The sequence below is a fragment of the Nitrospira sp. genome, assembly GCA_016715825.1.
Lineage (GTDB): Bacteria > Nitrospirota > Nitrospiria > Nitrospirales > Nitrospiraceae > Nitrospira_D.
The window spans coordinates 191,714-216,167 of sequence record JADJXO010000003.1 but is presented as its reverse complement, the minus strand read 5'-3'; the positions used below and the strand labels follow the sequence as shown (position 1 = coordinate 216,167).

Below are 24,454 nucleotides of genomic sequence, written 5' to 3'. Positions count from 1 at the left end.
CAGCCGTCCGCACTTAGAAAGTCGTAACAATACCGCAACTGGACACTTCGTGCCACTGGCAATCTTCACAGCATGAGTCCTGGGCTTTCGATTGACAGGATGGGAGTGAACCAGTAGCCTGACCCAATCAAAACACGATCAGCAGCTATGAACGACTCATCATTGACCGCATACATCAAAAAGACCGTCCCGCGCCTCATCGCCTTATATCGATTTGGCTCAGCAGAACGTGGTGCCGTTCGACCTGATAGTGACATTGCTCTCGCCATTCTCACGCATGAAGCCTTACCGGAACTGAGCCGATTTGAATTGGCCCAGGATTTGGCGATCCAATTGCATCGTGACATTGACCTCGTTGATCTTCGCTTGGCATCAACGGTCATGCGGATGCAGATCCTCTCCACCGGCACCTGTTTAGCTAGTCAGGATGAGCAAGCCCGTCGAGAGTTTGAAATGTACGCCTACTCGGACTATGCCAGGCTCAATGAAGAGCGCGGAGAGATCCTGAAGGGGATTACAAACAGGGGGCGGGTGTATGGCTAACGACGTAGTCCTGAACAAATCCGCCAGCATCGAACGATGCCTTCAGCGCATCCGAGAGGAATGCGCAGGAGACACACAGAACCTGGTCGCCAATCAGACTAAACAGGATGCCATCATTCTTAATCTTCAGCGCGCCTGTGAAACGTCCATCGATCTTGCCATGTACGTGGTCAGTCAACGGAAGCTCGGCGTACCGCAGGACAGCCGCGATGCCTTCTCTCTACTGCAAACTGGTGGAATTCTTCCGGCTGACCTGGCTCAGCGCATGCAGCGGGTGGTGGGGTTCCGCAACGTGGCTATTCACGAATATGCTCGCCTGAACTTGGACGTGGTCCATGCCATTATCACCAAGCAACTGGACGACTTCTGCACATTCTCCTCGACGATCGTGAAAGCCTGCGCTTAATATTGGCCTGATGCGTGATCGCAAGGCCTGACAGACCCCCTCAATGATGACATTTAATCAAGGGTGAGCGGAGCAGTTGATAGACCCCGCGAAACGCTTACAACGTCCCCTTCGTCGAGAGGACTTGTCCGGCCAGCCGATCTTCCAGCATCGTTGCTTGATCGAGGGCCTTGGCAAGAGCCTTGAAGATGGCTTCCATGATGTGGTGAGGGTTGCGGCCGTACATGAGATTGACGTGCAGATTGAGGCCGCCGTGGGTCACGAAGGCTTGGAAGAAGTCTTCGAACAGGCCAAGATCGAAGGCTTTGATCTTCCGGTCAGGCAAGGCGACGTTGTAGACAAGAAAGGGGCGCCCGCTGAGATCGACGGTGACTTGTGCCAACGTTTCATCCAGCGGCGCAGAGGCAAACCCAAATCGCTTGATGCCGGCTTTTTCCCCCAAGGCCTGATGCAGCGCCTTGCCCATCACGATCCCGACGTCCTCCACAGTGTGATGCTCGTCGATGTCGAGGTCACCTTTAGCCTGCACGATGAGATCGAAGAACCCGTGCTTCGCAAGAAGTTCCAGCATATGGTCGAAGAAACGGATGCCGGTGTCGATCTTGCTCTTTCCACTGCCGTCCAAGGTCCACTCGACACGGATATCGGTTTCTTTCGTCGCTCGGTGAATATTCGCCCGACGTGAGGCAGACCCGTTCTTCTTCATGAGAATCTGCTCTGGGCCGATTTGGCGTGCGCATCGAAGCCTTCGATCTGCGCGAGGCGAACCAGCGGGTCTTTCACCTTCGCCAACTCCTGTTTCGTGTAGTGTACGATGTTGCTGACTTTCACATAGTCGTTCACGGAGAGCGGGGAAAAGAACCGGGCCGTTCCTCCCGTGGGCAAAACATGATTCGGCCCCGCGATATAATCCGCCACTGAAGGCGGCGTATAGCGCCCCAAAAAAAGGGCTCCAGCGTGACGAATCTTTTCCAGATAATCAAATGGGTTGTCCACCGAAAGTGTCAGATGCTCCGCTGCGATTTCGTTGGCCACCGCGATGGCCTCATCCAACGTAGGGACGACGAAGGCCATGGCATGACGAGCGATCGATTTCGACGCGATCTTTTCTCTTTGGAGTCCCTTCAACTGACTCTCAATCAGCTTGGACACATCCTTCGCCAAACGTTCAGAGGTCGTCACCAGGAATACTTGGGCGTCTTCGTCATGTTCGGCTTCGCAGAGCAGGTCCGCAGCCACATGAGCAGGTTTTGCATCGCCGTCCGCCACCACCAATAATTCACTCGGACCGGCCACCATATCGATGCCGACGGTGCCGTACAGCAACCGTTTTGCCGTTGCGACATAGATATTGCCAGGTCCAACGATCTTATCGACGCGGTCGATCGTCTTCGTGCCATAGGCGAGTGCCGCCACAGCTTGAATGCCGCCGATACGATAGATCTCCGTCACACCGGCAATATCGGCCGCGACCAACAGATAGGGATTGATTCCGTCCTTCTGTGGAGGCGTAACCATGACGATTCGAGAGACACCTGCAACCTTGGCTGGAATCGCACACATCAGCACGGATGAGGGGTAGACGGCTTTCCCCCCGGGGACATAGACCCCGACGGAGTCGACAGGCCCCACCACCTGGCCTAACGTGACATCTCCGTCCTGATACATCCATGTTTTGGTCCGTTGCCGCTCATGAAACGAAGTAATCCGCTGAGCCGCGAGTCGCAGCGCATCGCCTTCGTCTTTTCGGATGTGGAAATAGGCGTTCTTGATCTCTTCGGACGTCACGCGCAACGCTTCAGGTTTCAGCACGATCTTGTCGAACTGCTTGGTGTAGCGCAGAACCGCTTTATCGCCCCCGCGCTCCACGGCCTGCAGGACCGTCCGCACAGTTTTCTCTACCGCAGCCCCGGTCGTCCGCCCTCGAAGCGCAGCTTTTTTCAACGATGGGAGAAAGCTGCGATCTGCTTGTGTGATAACTTTCATCAACGAGCGACTTTCTTCTTACGGCTTCCGGCCGTCAACGGACGGCCATTACCGGATTTAATGCCTTGACGCTTCACCGCACTTCGGAGTTTCCGAATCAACGCCATCAGCGGTTCCTGCTTCAGGCGAAAGCTTGCCCGGTTGACGATGAACCGTGCCGAGGACTGAGCAATCACTTCCACTTCGACCAAATCATGGGCCTGAAGCGTACCGCCGGTTTCGACCAAATCGACAATTCGATCTGCCAATCTCACGACCGGGGCCAACTCAATCGAGCCATATAATTTGATGATCTCGACTGGAATTCCGCGCTTATTAAAGTACCGTTCCGTGATCCGAGGGTATTTTGTCGCGATCCGGGCCTTTGAAGACAGACGAACATTCGAGTCTTCTCCCTGGCGCGCGGCGACCGAGATTCTACACGCTCCGAACCCTAAATCCAATGGTTCGTATACGTTACTTTCCTGCTCCATCAAGACGTCCTTCCCGACGATTCCGGCATCTGCCCCGCCATACTCCACATAGGTCGGGACATCGCTGGGACGAACAATAAGGAAGGTCATCTCATTTTCGCGACTGACGAAGATCAGCCGTCGGCTCTCCCCCGAGAGTCCGGTAATTCTATAGCCGGCTTGCCGAAACAGTTCGAGCGCGGCGTCGATGAGCTTTCCTTTAGAGAGCGCGATCGTCAACATGGGAGATAGTCCTACTAAACGACTCCGGCCGGCTGACGCTGAATAGAGGCCCCGAGCGCCCCGAGCTTTTCTTCAATCCGCTCATAGCCTCGATCAAGATGATAGACACGCTGCACTTGAGTGGCCCCCTCTGCCGCTAACCCCGCTACGATCAGACCGGCGCTCGCTCGCAGATCGGAGGCCATGACCGGAGCCCCGGTGAGCTTCTGACATCCGGTCACCACGAGCCGATTACCTTCCACGCGGATATGGGCTCCCATCCGTCGCAATTCTTCCACATGCATGAACCGACTTTCAAAAACTGTTTCAGTGACCACGCTGGTGCCTTCGGCGAGACTCATCAGCGCAGCCATTTGAGCTTGCATGTCGGTTGGAAATCCAGGAAACGGTAAGGTCCGCACGTCCGTTCCTCGCAAGCCGTTCGGCATGGTGAGGCGCACCGCGTCTTTCTCCTCCCGAATCTCGGCACCTGCCTCGCGCATTTTCATCAGTACCGCTTCAAGGTGGCTCGGTCGGCAGTGGGTGACCGTCACATCCCCCCGCGTGATCGCAGCCGCCGCCAGATAGGTACCTGCCTCAATGCGATCCGGGATCACTTCGTGGTCTCCGCCATGCAGTTCTCGCACCCCCTCAACCGTAATGACATCCGTTCCTGCTCCATGAATTCTTGCACCACGCTTGATGAGGAAATCGGCCAGATCCAGGATCTCGGGCTCTTTGGCCGCATTTTCTAGCACCGTTGTCCCTTCGGCAAGTGTGGCCGCCATCATGAGATTTTCTGTCCCGGTGACTGTTGGCGTATCACAGTAAATGCGTCCACCCCTGAGCCTGGTCGCTTTGGCTGTGATATAGCCATGGTCTATGGAGATATCGGCTCCCAGCTTGGTCAACCCGGCCAGATGAAGATTGACGGGCCGTGAGCCGATCGCACAACCGCCGGGAAGAGAAACCTTGGCTTCGCCCCAGCGGGCCAGCAATGGCCCCAACACTAATACGGATGCCCGCATGGTCTTGACTAGATCGTAGGGGGCTTCGGTACAGTGAATCGTGCCAGTTTGGATGACCGCGCGATTGCCCTCATGGGACACCTTGGCTCCCAGAATTCCCAGAAGCTTTCCCATTGTTAATACATCGACAACCCTTGGAACATTCGTGATGACACATTCCCCGCTCCCGAGAAGTGTCGAGGCTAGGATGGGAAGCGCTGAATTTTTGGCACCGCTGATGCGGACTTCTCCGCATAACCGCTTTCCGCCATTGATAAGAATCTCATCCATGGCCGGATACCGAACCTGCACGCCGGGCGATCATGACACGTTCGATACCGGCCTCGTCTTTAACGGTTTGCAGACCTGTGTAGCCGCCGACCTGACCTGCTGCCTGTTGCACGAGCGGAAGCTGGCCTTGCCCCATTTCCATCACCAGCATCCCATCAGGCGCCAAGAACTCCTTGCCGGTACGGAACAATCGTTCATGGAACTCAGTCCCTTTCTGCCCGGCAAGCAAGGCTACTCGCGGTTCAAATCTTTGTACTTCGGGTTGGAGTTGATCCCATGCTCCTTCAGCGATATACGGAGGATTCGAGACAATGACGTCAACTGCTCCGATCAGGTTTCGATCACGCAGAGGATCCAAGAGATCTCCCTTGAGCCATTCGATTTTTTCTCCCACTCCATGTTGCATGGCATTGCTTCTTGCAACCGCCAACGTGTCGGCAGAGCAGTCTACTGCGAGAATTCGGACGCCATCGAGGATGGTGGCAAGTGTCACAGCAATGCACCCGGACCCGGTTCCTACATCGACCAGCGTCGTACCTTCTACCAGCCCTCCCTCCTTGAGCACCACCTGAACCAACAGCTCAGTTTCCGGTCGAGGGATTAAGACGGAGGCATTCACGACAAAGTCGAGTCCGCAAAACTCCTGGGTTCCCAAAATATACTGTATGGGCTCTCGCGCCACACGCCTCGACACCAGCGTTTTCGCTCGCACTAACTGCTCAACGCTCACTGGTTGCTCCGTTCGGCTGGCCAATAGATGATGCTGTACCTCAAGAGCAGCGGCCAACAGCCACAAGGCTTCTTGAGCCACATTTTCCGTTCCAGCCGCATCTAGGGACCGGCGCGCCCACGCGACAAGTTCACCGACGGTTTTTGGATCTTCCAGGATGGCTGTCATCCGGACTACACCTTCGCTGTTTCTGCCTGCTGCTGTTGCGCTTTCAAAGCCTGGACGATTTCATCCAGGTCACCTTCCATGACTAATTCCAGCTTGTGGAGGGTCACGCCGACGCGGTGATCCGTCACCCGGTTTTGCGGAAAATTATAGGTCCGAATTTTTTCGCTCCGCTCCCCGCTCCCCACTTGGGACTTCCTGTTTTGAGCAATCTCTGCCTCTTGCTTTTCCCGTTCAGCCTCCACAATTCTGGCACGCAATGTCCGCATAGCTTTCGTCCGGTTCTTCAACTGAGACCGCTCATCCTGACAGGTCACCACCACGCCGGTCGGAAGGTGCGTGATGCGAACGGCTGAATAAGTGGTGTTCACGCTCTGCCCGCCGGCGCCGGACGAGCAATAGGTGTCGATCCGTAAGTCCTTTGAATCAATGTGGACATCTACTTCGTCGACTTCCGGCATGACCGCCACCGTAACCGTCGAAGTATGAACGCGACCACTTGCTTCCGTAACAGGAACCCGCTGAACTCGATGTACACCCGCCTCGTATCTAAAATGACCGAAGGCTCCCTTGCCCTCAATTAATGCGACGATGTTTTTGTAACCCCCAATGCCGGTTTCTGACGCCTCCACTGTATCAATTTTAAGCCCTTTCTTTTCCGCATACTTACCGTACAACCGAAAGAGCTCACCGGCAAACAGCCCCGCTTCATCCCCACCCGTCCCCGCTCGGATTTCGAGCACCAGGCTTTTTTCGTCTCGCGGGTCTTTGGGGATCAAAAAATCTCTGACGCGCTCCTCGATTTCCGCTTGTCGCTGCTCCAACTCGCGCTCTTCGTCTGCCGCTAACTTGTGCAGTTCGCTCCCGGCTGAAGGATCGGCGAGAATCTGCCTTGTCTCTTGCAGCTGTTTTACATAGTCACCGTACTGGTCAAACAATTTGGCAGCCGGCTCCAGGTCAGTGCGCTCCTTACTTAGCTTGTGCAACAAGTTCGGTTGACTGATGACGGACGGATCCATGAGCTGATCGGTCAGCTCATGAAACCTTGAGGTAAGACTCTCCCACTTTTTCAGTAACACGGCTTCCACGCGATCACCCTCTACCTTGGGAACGGTCATAAAAAAAGAGACCCTGCTTCAAACACGAAGCAGGGTCTCTTCCTAAGCCATGGTGGTGTGCTACTTGCCCTTCTTCGCGTACTTCTTCTTAAACCGTTCGACCCGCCCCTCTGTGTCGACTATTTTCTGCGTTCCGGTGAAGAATGGGTGGCATTTCGAACAGATATCCACACTGATATTGCCAATGGTCGTCCGAGTCTTGAATGAATTCCCGCACGCGCAATGAACAGTGGCTTCGCGATAGACTGGATGTATACCCTTCTGCATACCTACGACTCCTTGCCGAATAGAGTGAGAATCGATTCCGCCCCTTTCCTAAGGGGCGACACTTTATCTGAAGGGCGCACAAGATACAAGCGCCTCTACCGATTCATCGATTGCAGGAACTCTTGATTATTCTTGGTGCCGCTGATCTTGTCCATAAGGAATTCCATCGCCTCCATGGTGCCCAAGGGGCTGAGGACCTTTCGGAGGATCCACATTTTGTTAAGCCGATCTTTATCCACCAGCAACTCTTCTTTTCTCGTCCCGGACTGGCTGATATCGATGGCCGGGAAGAGACGCTTATCCGCAAGACGCCGATCCAGGTGAACCTCCATGTTTCCGGTTCCCTTGAATTCTTCGAAAATCACATCGTCCATTCGACTGCCGGTATCTACCAACGCGGTCGCCATAATGGTCAAGCTTCCGCCATTTTCAATATTTCGAGCCGCGCCAAAGAATCGTTTCGGCCGCTGCAAGGCGTTGGAATCAAGCCCCCCTGAGAGCACCTTCCCGCTTGGTGGTGCAATGGTGTTATAGGCACGAGCCAAGCGAGTGATGCTGTCCAGCAGGATGACGACATCCTTCTTGTGTTCGACGAGCCGCTTAGCTTTCTCAAGTACCATTTCAGCGACTTGGGCATGCCGTTGAGCCGGTTCATCAAAGGTAGAGCTGATCACCTCCGCCTTCACCTGTCGCTGCCAGTCAGTGACTTCTTCCGGACGTTCATCAATGAGCAACACGATCAGCGTCACCTCTTGATGATTTTTTAGGATGGCTCGAGCAATCGCCTGTAACAGCATCGTTTTCCCGGTACGAGGAGCCGCTACGATCAACCCCCGTTGACCTTTACCTATTGGTGTCGTCAGATCCATCACACGGGTGCAATACTCCTCACGATCAAACTCCAGGTTAAGCCGCTCTTCGGGATACAACGGCGTAAGGTTGTCGAATAGAATCTTGTCCCGCGCCACCTCAGGATCTTCGTAATTAACTTTTTCGACCTTGAGGAGCGCAAAATACCGTTCACTTTCTTTGGGAGGCCGTATTTGGCCAGACACGATGTCGCCCGTGCGAAGGTTAAATCGCCGAATTTGTGAGGGAGAGATGTAGATGTCGTCAGGACCCGGCAGATAATTGGAGTCCGGCGCACGGAGGAAGCCGAATCCATCAGGAAGAGTTTCAAGGACACCCTCCCCATATACCGATCCGTTTTTTTCGGTCTGGGCTTGGAGAATCGCAAAGATGAGCTCTTGCTTACGTAAATTGGCGGCACCTTCTATTTTCAGATCCCGAGCCACATCATTCAGGTCGGCAATGGATTTCTGCTTCAATTCTGCGAGATGCATTACTTCCCCCTTAGCTACTGACATACGACTCCTCTCGAGCTTTGGCTCGGCTTCAGTTTAAAGTAATTCGCTCAGGCTGAGTGACCATTAGCAAAACGTGATTTTATCGTTGGTGACGAGCTTAGATTCTGGTCCGTTGGGTTGGAAAAACTTATGGAAGTTCGCTATTTATTTTATATATAGAAATAATGATGCTGTCTCTAGTTCTTGCGATGTCTACGGCCTCAGAAAAGCCTTTGGATGGATGGCCAACTAACTTCAAACTCATTCTCACTGCTACCAGATTTTGGTCGAGAGTAGATTCGGAAGTTGAATTCTTCAGGTGGAGAGAATCAGCTTGCTAATAAGAGCCCATCTAACGTTGGGGTGATGATACCCAGGCAACATCTGATTGTCAACTGGCAACTTGATTTTGACCTTGTCGTATCAGGCATGTGACACATTCCAATATCCCGAGTGTTGTTCAGTGAAACTGAAGTGTGTTAGACAACTGACAAGTATCAGAGATATCCCGATGGCACGCGACGAAAACGAAACCAGTCCGGACCGCGTCTTCTCCCTGTTCGAAGCGAACCAGCTGATCCCACAGCTGCAGGCTCACTTGTCGACTGTCCAGACATGTAAGGCCATACTGATAAGCACCCGAGAGGAAGTCGGCAAAGCTTCGGCAAATGCTCTACTAGGAGGTGGGACGGCAGTTGGTGCACGTTATGTGAAAAGCCTCCAAGACATCAGCACCAACCTTCACACGATCCATGAGCTAGGGGTTGTCGTGAAGGACATCGACCTTGGCCTGTGTGATTTCCCCCATATTCGTAACGGCCGCGTCGTGTATCTTTGCTGGAGACTGGGTGAGAGCGAGGTTCGCTGGTGGCACGAAGTCACGAGTGGCTACAAGGATCGTTGCCCGATCGAAGAAGAACACACTTAGCCAAGTCTATCGCCATAGACAATCTGAGCCTGCACCTACCTAAACCTCAATCGCGAGAGTTAGAAAGACATGAAGTTTGTGATCATCGGCTATGACGGTCCTGAAGGGGAAGCCAAGCGTAAGGTCCATCGGTCGGCTCATTTAAGTAATCTTGAGCCACTAGAGACGCAGGGGCGAGTGGTCCTTGCTGGCCCGCTTACCGACAAAGCTGGAAGCTTGTTGGTGCTAGAGTTCAAGACACAGGAAGAAGCAGAGGAGTTCGCCCGTCATGATCCATACACGGTTCATGGCGTCTACGAGCGATATGAAGTCCATCCATTTATGCAAGTTTTACCAAAAGTTCCGTAACCCCTGAACACCGCTCTGCACCCGCGCACCAGAAGGTTCCTTCAGCTACCTGCCTTTCCCAGCATTGTCCAACCTACAACTGAGCGGTATAGTTTACCCATGAACCTGAGGCCTGCTTTCCTAGGTACCCTGGTCAGTTTTCCCATCGTTCTCCTTGGATTTTCTTCTCTCGTCAACGCCTCTCAAACTACAGTGATAGCCGAGGGGAGCTACGTGATGGGGGATGGTGACACGCTTGCGATCGCCGAAGAACGGGTACTCCAGCGGGCGCAACGGAGAGCCGTCGAGGAGGCCGGGCTGTACATCGAATCAACTTTCCACGATCTCGAACGATCCGTACTGGGCACAAGCACTCAAACAAGTTCACTGGAGGTACGAACCATTGCGGCAGCGATCACCAGAACGGAGATCCTGGAAGCACGCCGTTCCTTTTTAGATGATCGACCAAGTTTCTACGTGCGTATTCGTGCAGTAGTCGACCTAGACCATCTCCAGGCTGCAATCCAAAGGTGGCAGGCTGAGCAACGACTGGCTGATCACTTTCGCCGTCTCCAAAAGGAAAATGCGGAGCTCAAAAATCAACTTGACGAGCTGAGGTCCCGTCGTTCTGGGGTACGAACGCTTCATATCGAGCCGGCTAGTCGCACGCATGGTGCTCGTGAACAAGCCCAGAGGTTAGTCGAGAAAGCACTGTCAACCCAACATCTTCCCAAGAAACTTGACTTGGTCTCACAGGCTGCGGTGATAGACCCCCATTCCATCGAGCCCCTGATCATACGAGGCCAGACCTATCTTAGACTCGCATCGGCTGCGTATTCGAATCGATCCAGGCCCAGCGAATACTCCGAGTATGTTGATAATGCACGGATGGATTTCGACCGCGCCCTCCTCATGGATTCCCACAACGCCTGGGTACTTCTTGGGCAAGGCGACGTCAATACATGGCTGAATCGCTCTGAACAAGCAGCCCAGTTTTTCGAACAAGCCCTTGAATTAAATCCTTTCTTCGACCTCGCCCGTCACCGTCTCATTACTCTGTATACCGCTGAGGCCCGTAAGCTCGTCGAGCTGAAACAGTGGAGCTCCGCCCTTACAACCTTGAAAAAGTGCTTGCTCCCCTCTATTTCGGACAGTTGGCTTTCTTACCAAAAGGAAGCCTATTTTTTGAGAAGTGAGATCTACAAGACATTGAAGCGGCCGATGCTGGCGATCGATGATCTCAGCGCGATCCTGCGAGCAGACCCTGCGAATAGGCCTGCTCTCCTGGCTCGAGCCAAACTGTACCATGACCAACTCCAGGGACGCTTGGCAAAAGACGATTATGAACATGCGTGCAGGCTCGGGGCGACAGAGGCCTGCGAACAACTGCCCTGATCAGTTTCCTTACCGGGATTCAGTCATTCATTTTGGATTTCTTCCGGACAGCTGTGGTAGGCAGCCATCCCGCATATGTTCAGTGACTGATTTGACAATCCAAAAGAGCAATACCTATAATGCGAAGGGCTTTGTTAACCACGCCTCACTACGTCACAACTGTTGAGTGGGGACAAAGGACCTAAACTCTCTGCAAATCTTGGCCCGAAATCTCCTCAAGGTGGGCCTTCTGAGATGTTGCGGAACAACAGGGAAACACCTTAAAGTACCGTAGTTGATTGTATTTTCATTAACCTTAATTTTCTCGGAGTGTAGGATATTGTGATGAGTGATTATCGTGTGCTGCCAGGACCGGAACACTTTCTCCCACCAGCCGCCGCAAGCATGGGGATTCGATTGCCGAATCCTGGGGAAGCCCACATTAACGGCGTGATCGCTTCGGAAGAAAAGGCCTATGAAGAGGCGGCCAAGCAATTCCTGATGGCCAAAGTCCCGACCATCTTCCCTGGCCCCCTCGTCTTATGGGCTTGGAATGAGAAGGCCGCCAAGAAGGCCGCCGCAATTCGGCAGCTTTACAACACACTAAAGGAATGCGTTCAACCTGGACAAAGTCCCATGTTGATCCCGATGCCGGATTACCGGCCGAAGTATCCAAAGATTGACCCCGAAGTCGAAATCAATCCGAACCACCCGAATTTGACCATCTGGCATAACAAGATCGACTGTTGCATGTTCGTTGGTGTGCATTGCCACCAAGCAAACCTCTCGCTGAAAATCATTAGAGGGGGAACCTCCTGTTATACGATCGCAATGTGCGCCCAAGCTGGCCATGAAGACGCGATGCTCTCGTTTCGCGACGCATCCGTAGAAAAGATTATGAAATTGGCCGATTGGGTGAGAAAATTGAAAGGGACGGTCCAACCACGGCTGACATCAGCCAAGAGTGGAGCCTCGAACTAGTCGTTTGAGATTCCGTAAAGAGTGAAAGGAGCTAGTCCATGGCAGATACACGGTCAGTCATCGGAACGCAGAACAAAAAGGGACAGACTTTTACTGATACCTGGAAAATGATGAATGAAGCCCCGCGCACTCCATCGTTTTTTACGGGGAGCGAGGTCATCAAGGAAGCGCTCCGGCGGGCGAGCTGTGATGTCATGATCGCCTATCCCATCACGCCCCAGAGCGAAGCTGCCGCTTTGATCGGCGAACTTTTTGCCGAAGGTTATATCGGCGACTACTTCCGAGGCGAAAGCGAATTCGCCGTCATGTCGCAATGTGCCGGTGCCGCGTTTGGAGGAGCCCGCGTATTCACGACGACGGCCGGACCGGGCACCATGCGTGCGATGGAAAACTTCCCGATGTGGTCCGGTGCACGGTTGCCGATCCAAATGATTGTCACCTGCCGTGGGATCAATTCACCCCTATCGATCCAGCCAGACACATTGGAAATTGCCTATTTGTTGAACACTGGCATGTTGGTGTGGCATGCAGAAACCGCACAGGACTTTTTCGACTGGATTCTTAAAGGCTACATGGTATCGGAGGAGCCTGATGTGCACCTCCCACTGGCCCTCTGCTGCGATGGATTTTTCGTCACGCATACAAAAGACGTCGTAAACCTGACACCGGCAGATATGTGTTTGCCGCCGTACGATCCGTATCGCTCGCCCGTTCCCTGCATGGACATGGAATGCCCACCGGTCCGCATGATGCGTGATCCCTTTGTGATGAAGAGCAACTACATCAGTTATGCGACGCACGCCAGCTGGCAACAAGAAATCTGGGCCGCGGTGGAACGTTCCCGAAAACATTCGATCCATTGGCTCGATGGCCTGATCGACACCGAAAATACCGATGCTGACATCATGATCGTGGCTTCCGGTACGGCCGTGTCTCAGGGGCGAGAAGCCATCCGCCTCCTGGAAGAAGAAGGCGTGCGGTGCGGCCTCGTAAAGGTGAAAACCCTTCGTCCTTGGCCGGAAGAAGAGATCCGGGAGGCCACGAAGAATGCTAAGCACATTTTTGTCCCAGAATTTAACGTAACCGGTTGGCTGGCCAAAGAAATCAAGGCCACCATTCCCAACCATGAGCGTGTACACGCTGGCCCGCATGTTTGCGGAGGCATGACCATGCCACCAGAGATCATTGTCAACGAGATCAAAACGACATTAGGACTCCACAAATCCTTTGTCATGGCTGGTCGTGGAAGCTGAGTACCATACAACTCAAACACGGTCGCTCCCACGAGCGACTTTGAGGAGATTTATATGAGCAAAGAGAAAATAAAAATTTCTGAAGATCTTTTCGACATCATGCCGTCAGACTATCAAGACCTCGTCAAGAGCTCCACATATGGCAAAGAGGATCGAGGGTGGAAAGACATCGGAACATCGAAAGAGCTCATCGAGCAACACTCGCTGTGCGCTGGCTGTCCAGAGTCTATGGCCTTCCGATACATTCTCGCTTCCCTCCCGAATCCAGAAGATACTGTCATGGTCGGCTCAACTGGTTGTACAAGCTTGGTCTTCCCGATGGTCGCTGTTCATAATATCCACTCTCTTTTCGGCAACCAGAACGCCATCGCGTCCGGTCTGAAACGTGCTTTGAGTGTTCGATTCCCGGACCGGACAAAAGATGTCGTGGTCCTAGCCGGAGACGGCGCGACTGTGGATATCGGGCTTGACATGACCTTGCAGGCCTGGTTCCGTCAGGAAAAATTCACGACCATTTGTTTCGATAATGAACTCTACGCCAACACCGGTGGCCAGGAAAGCGGACTCATGCAGAAGGGCTTTGTCGCGAAGATGGCACCAGTCGGAAAGCTCTTCGAAAAAGTGCGGTTGCCTGAAATCGCCCGGGAGTCCGGCTGCCACTATGTTGTGAACTGCACGGTCAGCAAACCTTCGCTCGTCGAAAAAGTCATCCGTAACGCCGTGCATATTGCTCGTGAAATTGGGCCAACCTACCTACAGTTGTACACGCCCTGTATATTGGAGATCGGCAAGAACAGCATGGAAGGCTTACAAGAAATGCGCGATTCTGAAAAGCCGACCGAACGGTTCGCTTATAAGGAATACGTCAGCGAACCAGCCAAACAATTGCTTGCCGAGTTAGCGGCAAAGGACAAGGAACGAAAAGCCGCCGCCAAGCAGCTGGCGGGCCAAGCAACAGCGTAATTAGACCGGAGGTTCGATATGATAAAAAGACGATTGAATATCCGGATGTCCGGCTTAGGGGGACAGGGTGCGGTTACTGCCGCACACGTCTTAGCCATGGCTGCCAACCGGGACGGTAAGTTCTCTATTTCCAACCCATTCTTTGGTGCTGAGAAGCGTATGGCACCGGCCGAGAGTTACTGTCGGATCGGTATCGAGCGGATCTATGACCGCGGGGAATTAGTGTTTCCCGATGTCATTCAAGTCTTTCATCCCCAGGTCATCACCATGGGGAAAAGTTACACCATGCCTTTTTATTCTGGAGTCAAGGAAGGCGGTGTCGTCGTTATCAACTCTGCCGAACCGTTGTTGTCCGACGAGGATGTGGAGCGGCTCAAAGAGTTAAACGTGGCCGTATTCTACATCGCGGGCACCGAGTTAGCCATTGAAGTGGCTGGCACTGAGCTATCGACGAATATGGCGATGATCGGCTCCGTGTCGGGTATCACCAAGTGTGTCTCGATGGAAGCCCTTGATGGGGCGCTCCAGGAACGCTTTGGGAAAAAGTTTGTGGCTTCAGGAGGAACTGCTTCACTGGACGAGGCCATCAAGAAGAAATTTGCCAAGAAGGAAATGCTGTTGGCCAAGAACTTGGCCACCGTGAAAGCCGCGTACGAAATTGCCAGCGAATGGGCCGACAAGAACAAGGTTGAGCTGCGAGTCGGAAATCCAGCTGTCGCTGCTTAAGAGAAGGAATGACGTTGCATGTATAATGTTGCGCAAGTCATCGATGAAAAGTGTACCGCCAAGAAGGGATGCCGTCTCTGCATCATGTATTGCCCGGAGGCGAACTGCCTGGACTTGAATACTAGTAAGATGGTTGCGGAAGTCACGATTGATCGCTGCAAAGGTTGCGAGCTCTGTGTGATCGTCTGTGACGCAGCCAAACATTTTGCCATCAGCATGCAGGCCGTCAGTGCTACGGGACAACTGATGACCAAGAAGGGTGAGTCAGCTGCACTCGGTCAAGCCTATCAAGGCTAGCCAGTCAGGCTGGACTTGAAAAAGCCCCATAGCGCCCTCGCTATGGGGCTTTTTATTGCAACCATGGGAGCCACGGGATGGACAGCGAAGATAACACCCTCGACGAACTATTGGCTGATATTGCTGCCTTGATCAACCAATACCCAGTCGCCATCGAGCAACAGGCGACGTTGATCCACGCAACGGGCAAAGACCCCGAGCTTGCAGAAAAGCTTATGAAAGCTGCCGACACGATGCGAGACAGCGGAAACCTGTATTTGACCTGGGCTAAACATTACGCCTCGATGGCAAAAGGCAATACTGACGCGACGTCAGACGACGATGAAACAGACGATTTCGACATTTAAAAACTTCCCTATTCCACAATAAGTTTTGCTAGAATACATTTCTCTTTCAGATAAATCCTTGTTCCCCGGTAGCTCAGTTGGTAGAGCAGCCGGCTGTTAACCGGCTGGTCGCAGGTTCGAGTCCTGCCCGGGGAGCCAGCGTATCAAAATTCCCTCACCTGATGCCCAATCACGCCTAGGTCAATTCATATGGGATTCATCCGTAGAAATGGTTAATCAGCCTGCTCTTCGGGCACCAATCCCACTTTTCAGGACGATCTCGCAGATATGATCGAGCCGTTCAATGTGCTCGAAGGCTGCCCAGGGATCCATGGCTACGGCACAGACTCCGTGATTCGCCTGCCCGACGATATCGAACGCAAGTGTCCCGTCTTCACGAACTCCCAAACACTCCGCCGTGGCGTCCGCCAATTGACGCGACAGCGCCGGAAATGCAGAAACGGTTGGCCCCACTCTCGTATATCGCGAGATTTCAGGGAATTCCGCACTGATAGCCTGGAGGTCAATCCCGGCATAGATCGCCGCCACAACATGCGTGGCATGCACGTGTACGACGGTTCTTGTTTTCTTTGAATCCCGCTGAAGGTTCCAGTGCATCCACAATTCGCCTGAGGGTTTCTGTTCTGCCCCCACCTTCGGAATCTTCAGGCCTGTCACTGGATCACTGACGATCTCAAGCCTTATCACATGCTCAGGATGAACGATCGTCTTTCGCCAACCCGATGGGGTGATATAGAGATACTTCCCTTCTCGTTTCTTCATACTGATATTGCCGTCTCTAGTCGTAATCCATCCTCTCTCATAACAGCGTCTCATCACATCCCCGATAGCCGTGAGCATGTTTCCTCCTTTAGAATAGCGATATGCTTGTACTTTTGATCTCTTCTCTGTACCAGCTCAGTAAAGGCGACGAACAGGTTTCCCGTGAGATCCATACCGTGACGGACCACACCCTACCATACTGACTCCCTTGATCCATTACACCATGACAGAACTCACCTCATCCTTTAACCCTCCGTTTCCTCTCCACAACGCGCATCTCATGACCCTCGTACCTCGTTACTGGCCAAGGGATACGTCACTGACTGGATTGCCCCAGGAAGAACGGTTGTTCAGGGTCGCTTCGCATACACAAGTGAAAGGGTACTGCCACTGGCAAATGGATCGCCACGCCTCTCCAACGGCGGTCTTGGTTCATGGTCTCGAAGGTTGCAGCGAATCGCGCTACATCCGAGGCATCGCCGCAAAGGCCTATCGGATCGGGTTCAACATTATCCGTATGAATCAACGCACCTGCGGGGGAACAGAACATCTTTCGCCAACGCTCTATAACAGTGGTTTAAGCGGGGACTATCACGCGATCGTCGACGAGCTCATTCACCACGATGGTCTCGACCGTATCTGGCTGGTTGGGTATTCCATGGGCGGAAACCTTGTTCTTAAGGCCGCCGGAGAAAGCGGGCAGAGCATGCCGGCCCTCGCTGGAGTGGCCGCTGTCTGTCCAAACATTGATCCAACAATCTGCGCCCGTGCGCTGGAAGAGCCGCGCAATTGGATTTATCACCGTCACTTTGTGACGAGATTGAAATCACGGCTCCGCCGCAAAGCGGCTCTGTTCCCGGGTAAATGGGATCTCTCGATACTTGATCAGATCACGACCATCAGCGAGTTTGATGACCGGTATACCGCAAGGGACGGCGGCTATCGAGACGGCGCCGACTACTACAATCGGGCCGGAGCGCGCCACGTGCTCGACGCGATTACCGTTCCCACCCTGATCGTCACGGCACAGGATGACCCGTTCATTCCGTTCTCCATGTTCACGGATACGAAAATCCAACGCAATCCACAAATCGTCCTGGTGGCCCCTCGCTACGGAGGGCACTGTGGCTTTTTCCATCGTAGCCGAAACGGAGAGGACTCCTACTGGGCTGAGAACCGGATCGTAGATTTTTTGGGGAGAGGAGTTTAACGAAGTTGCCGTGGACGGTAACCCCGGGGAGACCCATCCTGCTCTGCATTATCGGGAAAGAACCCTGCTCTTCTGAATTTTGGTGTTCTAGGCGATCACATTCTGAAGGTGGGTGCGAACGTCTTCAATATAGGTTTTGAATGGATCTGGCATGGGAAACGGCGCCCGACCGCGCACCTGGAAAATCGACCAATTGATGACATAGGGAGGAAACAGTCGTTCTGAATCGGCCAACGGCTCGGAATCGCTCCCAGACAAGGAACCGAGCAGCTGCTTGACGAGTTCACTCCGCCCATAGGCCCTCGTGTTCTTAGGTGCCTGGTCCATGGCGAGTCCAATCAATGTATCCGTTGTCACTCGCGGGACACGCCCCTCTTCCAGAAGCCCATAGAACAGTCCTTTTGTTGGATTGAGGTTATGGTACTCCAGGTCCAAACTCTTCACCAGTGGATCGTGCCAGTCAAGACCTTCGGCCTCTCGAAAGCATTCCAACAGCCACAGCTTGGAGGCCCAATCCACACGCCCTACGAGCTTCTGATAATCCCCCCGGAGATCTCGAAGCACCGCTTCCCATTGAGTCAGGACCCAATCTGTTTCTTCGTCCTGCCCTTTACAATACTGCGTCGCCGCATCAAGAAGCTGTTCTTGAATGTCCAAAGCCGACATCGTCTTCCGTGAACGGAGTTGAACCAACCACTGTCGCTTTTGGTCCTGCGAAATCTCCTGGAGCGCTTCGACCGGTTCATCGATTTCCAATTCTTGAGGTGCATGTCCCTCCTCAATCAGTTGCAGGACCAGTCCGCTCGTTCCTAACTTCAACGCGGTCGCATATTCCGTCATGTTTGAATCACCCAGCAGCAGATGAATGCGCCGGTACTGATTGGGATCGGCCAACGGCTCATCTCTCGTATTCACAATCGCCCGATTGTGCTGTACCCATTCGAAAAAATCGTTCACGATGAAATCAGCCCGTTGAGAGATTTGAAAGGGCAGATTTGTCACCGCGCCGGCGCTCAGGGCAGCCCTCGGAATGATTAACCGATCCACCTGAATCCAAGCATCCTGCGGGGCAGCGGAACCGACACGCCCCGAGCCGGTGAAAATCTGTCGAGTCACAAGATGGGCCACCAGTGGAGCCATGCCTCTCCGTGAGAACGGAAACCGACGGGACACAAGGTAATTCTCATGCGAACCGAACGTCGCATCTGTTTCGTGATCAATATTGTTTTTGATCAGCGACACATGATCGGAAAAGCCAAGATCCTCGATTGCTTGCTGCAACAAACGATCCCCAGCACGGTCTGAGGCAACAAGGTCGGTGAGCGAATGACATTCGGGCGAGGCATACTCCAAATGTCCCATATCAAGATACATTCTACCGGCATTCGCGAGAAAGCCTCCATTCCCAGGAGGTTCATCATGCCCTCTGTGATGGAGATCAAGCACGCCCCGCCGCTGAATATGGAACAGATGATCGCGTATCTTGTGGGCAAACCAGGTCGGCGAATGGTCGGGCCGATCTTCGTGAATCACTAGGCCATATTCGGTTTCAAGGCCGAAAATACGATTCAACATCAGACTACGTGGTTGGATGACCGAGATCGTTGGGTAACAACCGCTCCAGCTCATCAGGCGCAAGTGCACGATATTTCGAGGAGACTGGCACATGACGATCAAGCAGGGCGCATTCGATCGTCATGCCATGCATGCATTGACGTATATGCTCATACAGCAGGTCAGAATCGCTTGCAAGCCGAGCTGGGGCATCCTGACCTTTAAGCTGATCTCTGGATTCTTCGAGTGTCTGACGTTGCGCTCGATCCCCGACAGCCCAGGAGCACACCGCCACATTGACGGCTTGTTCCAAAGAGACGACGGACTGTTGCCGCAAATACGCCGCCATCTCCTGCTCGATCGCTGGTGAAGCCGCCAGCACCGCGTACTGACTCTTCTCTTCGAAGGTCCCGTCAAAGTTGACCGTTAAAAAACGATCTTTCTCGACTTTCTGGCCGAGCTCAGCTAACAAGATCTTCACGATGAAAGGGGCTTTGAACACCTCTTCAAACGCCTGCTTAATCACCGGTGCAATGCCATATTTCACTATGCGGCCCCCTGTCACATCAGACGGCGAGCGATTGAATCCTTCCACGTGCGCCATTTCCAAGAGATGGAAGCGCAGCTTCTCAAGATCAGCCGGATGCCCCATCCCACCCAAGGCAAGACGGTCGTAGATTTCGTACAACTTGGGCGTTCCCTTGCTTGTGGTCATGAGCAAAATGCCCGCGTCCCACCCGATTCCGATGACCGGACTCCCTTGTCGAAACTGACCATCGAGATACTGTCGACGATTTCCTATCGCTTCGATCCATCGATACGGTTCTTCATACATCTGGAATGATCCTTACAGACCTCGACAAACATTCAATTCGAACAGCGACCGGAGCTGAGAATCCGGTATCGTCCTCACGCCGGCTGTCGTGATGAACTTGACGACCGGATAAAGATTGGCATCGCGATTAACCCCGCCTGTTGCACTGTCGAATTCCGCAGCACTGGTCAACAGCCGCAATGCCTGCACAGTCGCCTGTTCCTCAGGCATCTCACTCAGTGGCTGTTCTCCCCATGTATTCACATAATGAAGGATGCCGCGAATGGTCGGTGAGCCGGATCCGGATACCGCGTATTCGACTCCTTCAAATTCCGCACCGAGGATGTCATAGAAATAGATCTTGGCGGCATCGTGTTCGGAATCGTAGCCGGCAAAAATCGGTACGACGGCCCCGGTGCCGGCTAAGGCTGCAGGAATATTTTCCTTCAGCAGCTTGGAGAGCGCTCGCAGCTTTCCCTCAAAACTGAGTTCCTGTAGTTGCGTTCGCCGGTAGTACTTGAAAGAATGTTCGAGGATGCGCGCCATTTCATACGCCGTAGCCGGTACTCCGGCGATCGCCATGACGCTGTGGCGGTCGATCTCCAACACCTTGTCGGTACGGTCGTACATCACCAAATTGCCGGCTGTCGCACGACGATCTCCTGCGACCAAAACACCGTCAAGGTACTTGAACGCGAGGATCGTGGTCGCGGTTGTCAGGTGCTGATGTGCTCCGGCCTCCCCCGACACTCCCAACACATATCCTTGTTCCTTCAACACTTGATAGAAATCGCCCTGCATGCCCATTGTTACCCCGTGAAAGGTGACACGTGAAAAGTATAAGGTTTATGGCTTGCCGAATAGCCGCATTCCTCACCAACGTTCTACCCATCACTTTTTACGCTTCAGCTTATTCCCCTGTCCGTTGCCGGTACCGCTCCGCTTGTTTCGGATCGACTTTGCGCATCCGCTTCATGAGATTCTCCTTCTCCGGCGACCCAGTCTCCTGGCGTCGTGGCCCACCTCCCTCTTCAGGACGAGGTGATTGAGGCATGGGATCGACCGGTCCTTCACGGCGTTCCGGCATCGTACTCTGGTTCATATCGCCCTATCCTTTCTGTGACTCCACGCCGCCAACGCGTCACTCGGCGAGCTGGCCACTTGAAAGATATGTGCACATTCTCGAACTTCTTTCGGATCGAAGAGATCTCCCATGTCCAAACTACGAGAACGTATTCCGCCGGTAAACTGAATGCGCTCCCACTGCATCGACTTGATCTGATCAGGAAACCGCTGAACACAAAGCCCCCTCAATCCGCCACGGGTATCTGTTGGACCGTTCCACATAGCCTCTTCGATCGCTTCGTCGGTGGTCATCCGCCATGCTTTTCCTTCGGCTTCCAATCCCAGGTAAAGACCTTGTTCGGGATGTACATTATGATACTCCAAGTCTAAGCTGGCCAACCAAGGATCATCCCAACCAATCTGCTCTTCCCGCATAAAGCTCTCGAGTAACCACTGTTTGGTCACCCAATCCAATTTGCCGACCAACCGTGAGCGGTCTTGCGACAACAGGCTCAAGGCCTCGGACCATTCTCTCAACAACCAATCAATCTCTTCGTCGGTACCTGAAAATATCCGGCTCGCGGATTCGCAAAACAATTCCTGAATATCCAATGCCGAGAGTTTCCGGCCATCTCTAAGCGTGACGACCGTCTTGAGGTCAGGATCGCGCGACAACTGTTTCACCGCGGTCACAGGGTGATCGAGTTCACACACCGGTGCCGCACCACGTTCGATGAGATCCAGAACCAGCTGTGTCGTCCCAACCTTGAGCGCCGTCGCATACTCACACATGTTCGCATCACCGATGATGAGATGGAGGCGGCGATATTTCTCACGATCCGCATGGGGCTCATCTCTCGTATTGAGAATCGGCCGATTGTGCATGGTATCGACGCCTAACTCCGCCTCCATAAAGTCGGCACGTTGAGAGAGTTGATACCGTCCTGGAACATATCCCGACTCCTGTGCTTCAGTCCCGACCTTCCCCGCACCGGCGATAACCTGACGGCTCACCAGGAACGGCACCAGCCCGGCGACGAGATTGGGAAAGGGAATAGACCGTGCGACGAGATAGTTGTCGTGACAACCATAACTGTGTCCGTGGAAATCCGTGTTGTTCTTGTAGAGTCGGACATGATCTCCACCCAGGACCTTATTGCGCCGCTGGGCGGCACGTAGGAGGACGCGTTCGCCCGCGCGATCCTGAGCCACCAGGTCTTTGAGTGTCCGACACTCGGGTGTGGAATATTCTGGATGGGTGTGGTCATTGTAAAACCGGGCCCCATTGGGCAACACGAGGTCACTCTTCATGTCATGGAAGGAAAACGGACGATGAGCATCACGTGTTGCAAACTCATCTTCCTCTCGATCCTGTTGCAAGCCCGAGACACGAAACCCACGGGCATCTTCATGCGGATCTTCGCCGGCGTAATCCCAACGTCGCTTAAATGAGGCTTCCAGATGAGCCCGCACCAATTCCATGGATTCGACGACCGGATCGACTTCCGCTACGTCATCCCTCGTGATCCCGTACTCAGTTTCGATGCCAAAAAGGCGCATGGTTTCTTACAGGTACAAAAGGAACCGTGAACCGTTGATCACTCTCGTCTGCAGTACCAGGTCAAGCAGCGTGTCACCGTTTACACGTCACATCATCAAATAATTTGATTGAGGATTCGCTCTTCCGTTTGGCGACCACGCCGGAACGAAGAAACTCCGACCACCTGTTCAGGGTGATGATCCAGAAGCTTGAGCCACTCTTCTGCCGCATCGTCAGGTGGTAACATGTCGCCCTCTCTGAACTCCTCAGAGACACTATCGAGCACGTCACTGGCCAATAATCCTGCCGGTTGGCCGGACTGAATCGTGCGGTCGATCGCCTTTTCTTTGGCACGTTGAACGATCGACGCCAAGATGGCGCCACTCACGAGATCGCCGCGGTAGAGAACCTTGGTTTGACCGCTTCTCATCCTGATCGAGAGAAGCCGATTATCCACCGTTCGCTGGAAGATGGACTCGATAACCTCTTCGACGAGCGACGCCACCGCTCGGGCGTGCTCGCCACCTCGTTCTTTGACCAACCCTGTGTCCAGCGGTAGGTCCTCAGTCAAGTACACTTTGAGAATCTGGGCCGCCGCGTCATTGTTCGGCCGACTCACTTTAATCTTGCGGTCGATACGACCGGGACGCAATACCGCCGGATCGATCAAGTCTGGTCGGTTGGAGGCCAGAATAATCACGACATCTCGCAACGACTCAATCCCGTCCATCTCGCTGCAAAACATCGGAACAAGCGTATTGGAAATATTGAAGGATCGCATCGCGCGTCGGGTTCCCAGAATCGACTCGGCCTCATCGATAAAAATGAACGGCAGGGCGCCGTTCTTGCGCCTCGCGCGAGCCTGATCAAAGAGATCGCGAACGATCCGTTCCGATTCGCCGAGCCACATGTTGAGGATTTCAGGCCCCTTCACATGAAGAAACGTTCCACTCGTTACCGGCGGTCGATTGTCGGCACTCGAAGATCCTATCTGATCAGATTCGCTTACCAACTTGGAAAGACTTCCCGCCGCCGCTTGACCAATAAGCGTCTTCCCACACCCTGGTGGACCGTAGAGTAAAAAGCCCTTTGGTTGTGAAAACTTGAACCGTTCAAAAGTCTGCGCATGCAGCAGCGGGTATTCGATCGCCTTTCTGATGGCGGCGATCGCTTCGCTCTGTCCACCGATCTGCTCCCAGGTTACTGTCGGCGTCTCATCGAGCGCGTGTCGGCTGGCTTTACGATCTCCCAGTTTTTCGATGGCCACACGATGGCTTGGATCGATTCGAATTTCGTCCCCCGCCTTAAGCTCCACTCCGATCAAATCAGTCGATCGCTGCAAGACCAATGATTGTCGGCCCATGTCCTGTTCAAACCGTAATCGCCCGTCGTGCATCGCCTCGGCCAGTTTCAAGATGGGCCCGTTTCGGTCGTAGCCCAATGTCCTAATCACCGCGTAGGCTTCGTTCACCAGAATCTGTGTTCCAACCTTGAGATCTGGTTCAGGAACACGAGGGTCCACATTGGCATAGTACTCGGCCCCACCGACCACGATACGGGCGAGCCCTTCGCCCGGGAGATCGAGCAAGGTACCGATACGATTCGCCGGCGCCGTGAGCTTGGCTACTACATCACTGACCTTTTTGAATTCAAGTTCGCGTTGCTGAGAGGCGGCCTGGGGAGAGCAACACCGCGTGACGCAACGTATACAGTAGCTTTTGACGAGGATCACTCTCTGGGAAGGACGCCAAACATTGCTCGATCAATTCAAGCGGATCGG

The 24,454-nt window shown here is 53.6% G+C and carries 27 protein-coding genes and 1 tRNA gene; 13 read left to right on the top strand and 15 right to left on the bottom strand.

The window, feature by feature from the left end; translation table 11 throughout:
• Nucleotides 1–147 precede the first annotated feature (147 nt).
• Together IPM58_10745 and IPM58_10740 are read left to right on the top strand one after the other, a co-directional pair.
• Entirely contained in the window at nt 148–543 is a 396-nt protein-coding gene (locus IPM58_10745; GenBank protein MBK9307542.1) for a nucleotidyltransferase domain-containing protein, read from the top strand.
• The gene (locus IPM58_10740) at nt 536–949 is read left to right on the top strand and encodes a DUF86 domain-containing protein (GenBank protein ID MBK9307541.1); all 414 of its coding nucleotides are present in this window, start codon (nt 536–538) and stop codon (nt 947–949) included. The genes IPM58_10745 and IPM58_10740 overlap by 8 nt, the downstream gene beginning before the upstream one ends.
• Nucleotides 950–1,046: 97 nt before the next feature.
• On the opposite strand, the gene hisB is transcribed toward IPM58_10740, so the two are convergent.
• The 8 genes from hisB to rho form a co-directional block, all read right to left on the bottom strand.
• A complete protein-coding gene (gene hisB, locus IPM58_10735; protein ID MBK9307540.1) occupies nt 1,047–1,655 on the bottom strand; it encodes an imidazoleglycerol-phosphate dehydratase HisB in 609 nt (202 codons plus the stop codon).
• On the bottom strand, nt 1,652–2,935 hold the full coding sequence (hisD, locus tag IPM58_10730) for a histidinol dehydrogenase (GenBank protein ID MBK9307539.1): 1,284 nt from the start codon (nt 2,933–2,935) through the stop codon (nt 1,652–1,654). The genes hisB and hisD overlap by 4 nt, the downstream gene beginning before the upstream one ends.
• Complete coding sequence (locus tag IPM58_10725) at nt 2,935–3,630, bottom strand: ATP phosphoribosyltransferase (GenBank protein ID MBK9307538.1); 696 nt, start codon at nt 3,628–3,630, stop codon at nt 2,935–2,937. Before IPM58_10725 ends, hisD begins: the two co-directional genes overlap by 1 nt.
• Before the next feature lie 14 nt (nt 3,631–3,644).
• Nucleotides 3,645–4,907 (bottom strand): UDP-N-acetylglucosamine 1-carboxyvinyltransferase, encoded by a 1,263-nt coding sequence (gene murA, locus IPM58_10720; GenBank protein ID MBK9307537.1) that lies wholly within the window; start codon nt 4,905–4,907, stop codon nt 3,645–3,647.
• Nucleotides 4,900–5,805 carry a peptide chain release factor N(5)-glutamine methyltransferase gene (prmC, locus tag IPM58_10715; protein MBK9307536.1) on the bottom strand — a complete coding sequence of 302 codons (906 nt, stop codon included), beginning with the start codon at nt 5,803–5,805 and terminating at the stop codon, nt 4,900–4,902. Before prmC ends, murA begins: the two co-directional genes overlap by 8 nt.
• A 5-nt stretch (nt 5,806–5,810) precedes the next feature.
• A complete protein-coding gene (prfA, locus tag IPM58_10710; protein MBK9307535.1) occupies nt 5,811–6,920 on the bottom strand; it encodes a peptide chain release factor 1 in 1,110 nt (369 codons plus the stop codon).
• Between the two features lie 60 nt (nt 6,921–6,980).
• Nucleotides 6,981–7,187 carry a 50S ribosomal protein L31 gene (gene rpmE / locus IPM58_10705; protein MBK9307534.1) on the bottom strand — a complete coding sequence of 69 codons (207 nt, stop codon included), beginning with the start codon at nt 7,185–7,187 and terminating at the stop codon, nt 6,981–6,983.
• A 95-nt stretch (nt 7,188–7,282) separates the two neighbouring features.
• Nucleotides 7,283–8,530, bottom strand: coding sequence for a transcription termination factor Rho (gene rho / locus IPM58_10700; GenBank protein ID MBK9307533.1), 1,248 nt, complete (start codon nt 8,528–8,530; stop codon nt 7,283–7,285).
• A gap of 514 nt (nt 8,531–9,044) precedes the next feature.
• On the opposite strand from rho, the gene IPM58_10695 reads away from it, so the two are divergent.
• From IPM58_10695 to IPM58_10650, 10 genes are all read left to right on the top strand, one after another.
• Complete coding sequence (locus IPM58_10695) at nt 9,045–9,461, top strand: DUF2203 domain-containing protein (protein ID MBK9307532.1); 417 nt, start codon at nt 9,045–9,047, stop codon at nt 9,459–9,461.
• 69 nt (nt 9,462–9,530) lie between these two features.
• Nucleotides 9,531–9,809 carry a hypothetical protein gene (locus tag IPM58_10690; GenBank protein ID MBK9307531.1) on the top strand — a complete coding sequence of 93 codons (279 nt, stop codon included), beginning with the start codon at nt 9,531–9,533 and terminating at the stop codon, nt 9,807–9,809.
• Nucleotides 9,810–10,025: 216 nt separating this feature from the next.
• A complete protein-coding gene (locus tag IPM58_10685; GenBank protein ID MBK9307530.1) occupies nt 10,026–11,183 on the top strand; it encodes a hypothetical protein in 1,158 nt (385 codons plus the stop codon).
• Between the two features lie 324 nt (nt 11,184–11,507).
• Nucleotides 11,508–12,143 carry a carbon monoxide dehydrogenase gene (locus tag IPM58_10680; protein MBK9307529.1) on the top strand — a complete coding sequence of 212 codons (636 nt, stop codon included), beginning with the start codon at nt 11,508–11,510 and terminating at the stop codon, nt 12,141–12,143.
• Nucleotides 12,144–12,181: 38 nt separating this feature from the next.
• Nucleotides 12,182–13,396 (top strand): ferredoxin oxidoreductase, encoded by a 1,215-nt coding sequence (locus IPM58_10675; GenBank protein MBK9307528.1) that lies wholly within the window; start codon nt 12,182–12,184, stop codon nt 13,394–13,396.
• A 54-nt stretch (nt 13,397–13,450) separates the two neighbouring features.
• The gene (locus IPM58_10670; protein ID MBK9307527.1) at nt 13,451–14,359 is read left to right on the top strand and encodes a ferredoxin oxidoreductase; all 909 of its coding nucleotides are present in this window, start codon (nt 13,451–13,453) and stop codon (nt 14,357–14,359) included.
• Between the two features lie 18 nt (nt 14,360–14,377).
• Complete coding sequence (locus tag IPM58_10665) at nt 14,378–15,085, top strand: 2-oxoacid:acceptor oxidoreductase family protein (GenBank protein ID MBK9307526.1); 708 nt, start codon at nt 14,378–14,380, stop codon at nt 15,083–15,085.
• 18 nt (nt 15,086–15,103) lie between these two features.
• The gene (locus IPM58_10660; protein MBK9307525.1) at nt 15,104–15,382 is read left to right on the top strand and encodes a pyruvate ferredoxin oxidoreductase; all 279 of its coding nucleotides are present in this window, start codon (nt 15,104–15,106) and stop codon (nt 15,380–15,382) included.
• Between the two features lie 77 nt (nt 15,383–15,459).
• On the top strand, nt 15,460–15,729 hold the full coding sequence (locus tag IPM58_10655) for a hypothetical protein (GenBank protein MBK9307524.1): 270 nt from the start codon (nt 15,460–15,462) through the stop codon (nt 15,727–15,729).
• Nucleotides 15,730–15,791: 62 nt separating this feature from the next.
• Nucleotides 15,792–15,867 (top strand) — tRNA-Asn (locus IPM58_10650).
• A gap of 78 nt (nt 15,868–15,945) precedes the next feature.
• Here the strand turns inward: IPM58_10650 and IPM58_10645 are convergent.
• Nucleotides 15,946–16,569: a class II aldolase/adducin family protein gene (locus tag IPM58_10645; protein ID MBK9307523.1), complete on the bottom strand. Its 624-nt coding sequence runs from the start codon at nt 16,567–16,569 to the stop codon at nt 15,946–15,948.
• A 145-nt stretch (nt 16,570–16,714) separates the two neighbouring features.
• Here IPM58_10645 and IPM58_10640 point away from each other — a divergent pair, with 145 nt between their 5' ends.
• Nucleotides 16,715–17,701: an alpha/beta fold hydrolase gene (locus IPM58_10640; GenBank protein MBK9307522.1), complete on the top strand. Its 987-nt coding sequence runs from the start codon at nt 16,715–16,717 to the stop codon at nt 17,699–17,701.
• Between the two features lie 87 nt (nt 17,702–17,788).
• On the opposite strand, the gene IPM58_10635 is transcribed toward IPM58_10640, so the two are convergent.
• From IPM58_10635 to IPM58_10610, 6 genes are all read right to left on the bottom strand, one after another.
• Nucleotides 17,789–19,276, bottom strand: a complete 1,488-nt coding sequence (locus IPM58_10635; protein MBK9307521.1) for a proteasome accessory factor PafA2 family protein — start codon at nt 19,274–19,276, stop codon at nt 17,789–17,791.
• A gap of 4 nt (nt 19,277–19,280) precedes the next feature.
• Nucleotides 19,281–20,090, bottom strand: a complete 810-nt coding sequence (locus IPM58_10630; GenBank protein ID MBK9307520.1) for a proteasome subunit alpha — start codon at nt 20,088–20,090, stop codon at nt 19,281–19,283.
• 12 nt (nt 20,091–20,102) lie between these two features.
• Nucleotides 20,103–20,876: a proteasome subunit alpha gene (locus IPM58_10625; protein ID MBK9307519.1), complete on the bottom strand. Its 774-nt coding sequence runs from the start codon at nt 20,874–20,876 to the stop codon at nt 20,103–20,105.
• A gap of 103 nt (nt 20,877–20,979) precedes the next feature.
• On the bottom strand, nt 20,980–21,171 hold the full coding sequence (locus IPM58_10620) for a ubiquitin-like protein UBact (protein ID MBK9307518.1): 192 nt from the start codon (nt 21,169–21,171) through the stop codon (nt 20,980–20,982).
• Nucleotides 21,168–22,694 (bottom strand): proteasome accessory factor PafA2 family protein, encoded by a 1,527-nt coding sequence (locus IPM58_10615; protein MBK9307517.1) that lies wholly within the window; start codon nt 22,692–22,694, stop codon nt 21,168–21,170. Before IPM58_10615 ends, IPM58_10620 begins: the two co-directional genes overlap by 4 nt.
• 95 nt (nt 22,695–22,789) lie before the next feature.
• The gene (locus IPM58_10610; GenBank protein MBK9307516.1) at nt 22,790–24,406 is read right to left on the bottom strand and encodes an AAA family ATPase; all 1,617 of its coding nucleotides are present in this window, start codon (nt 24,404–24,406) and stop codon (nt 22,790–22,792) included.
• Nucleotides 24,407–24,454 lie beyond the last annotated feature (48 nt).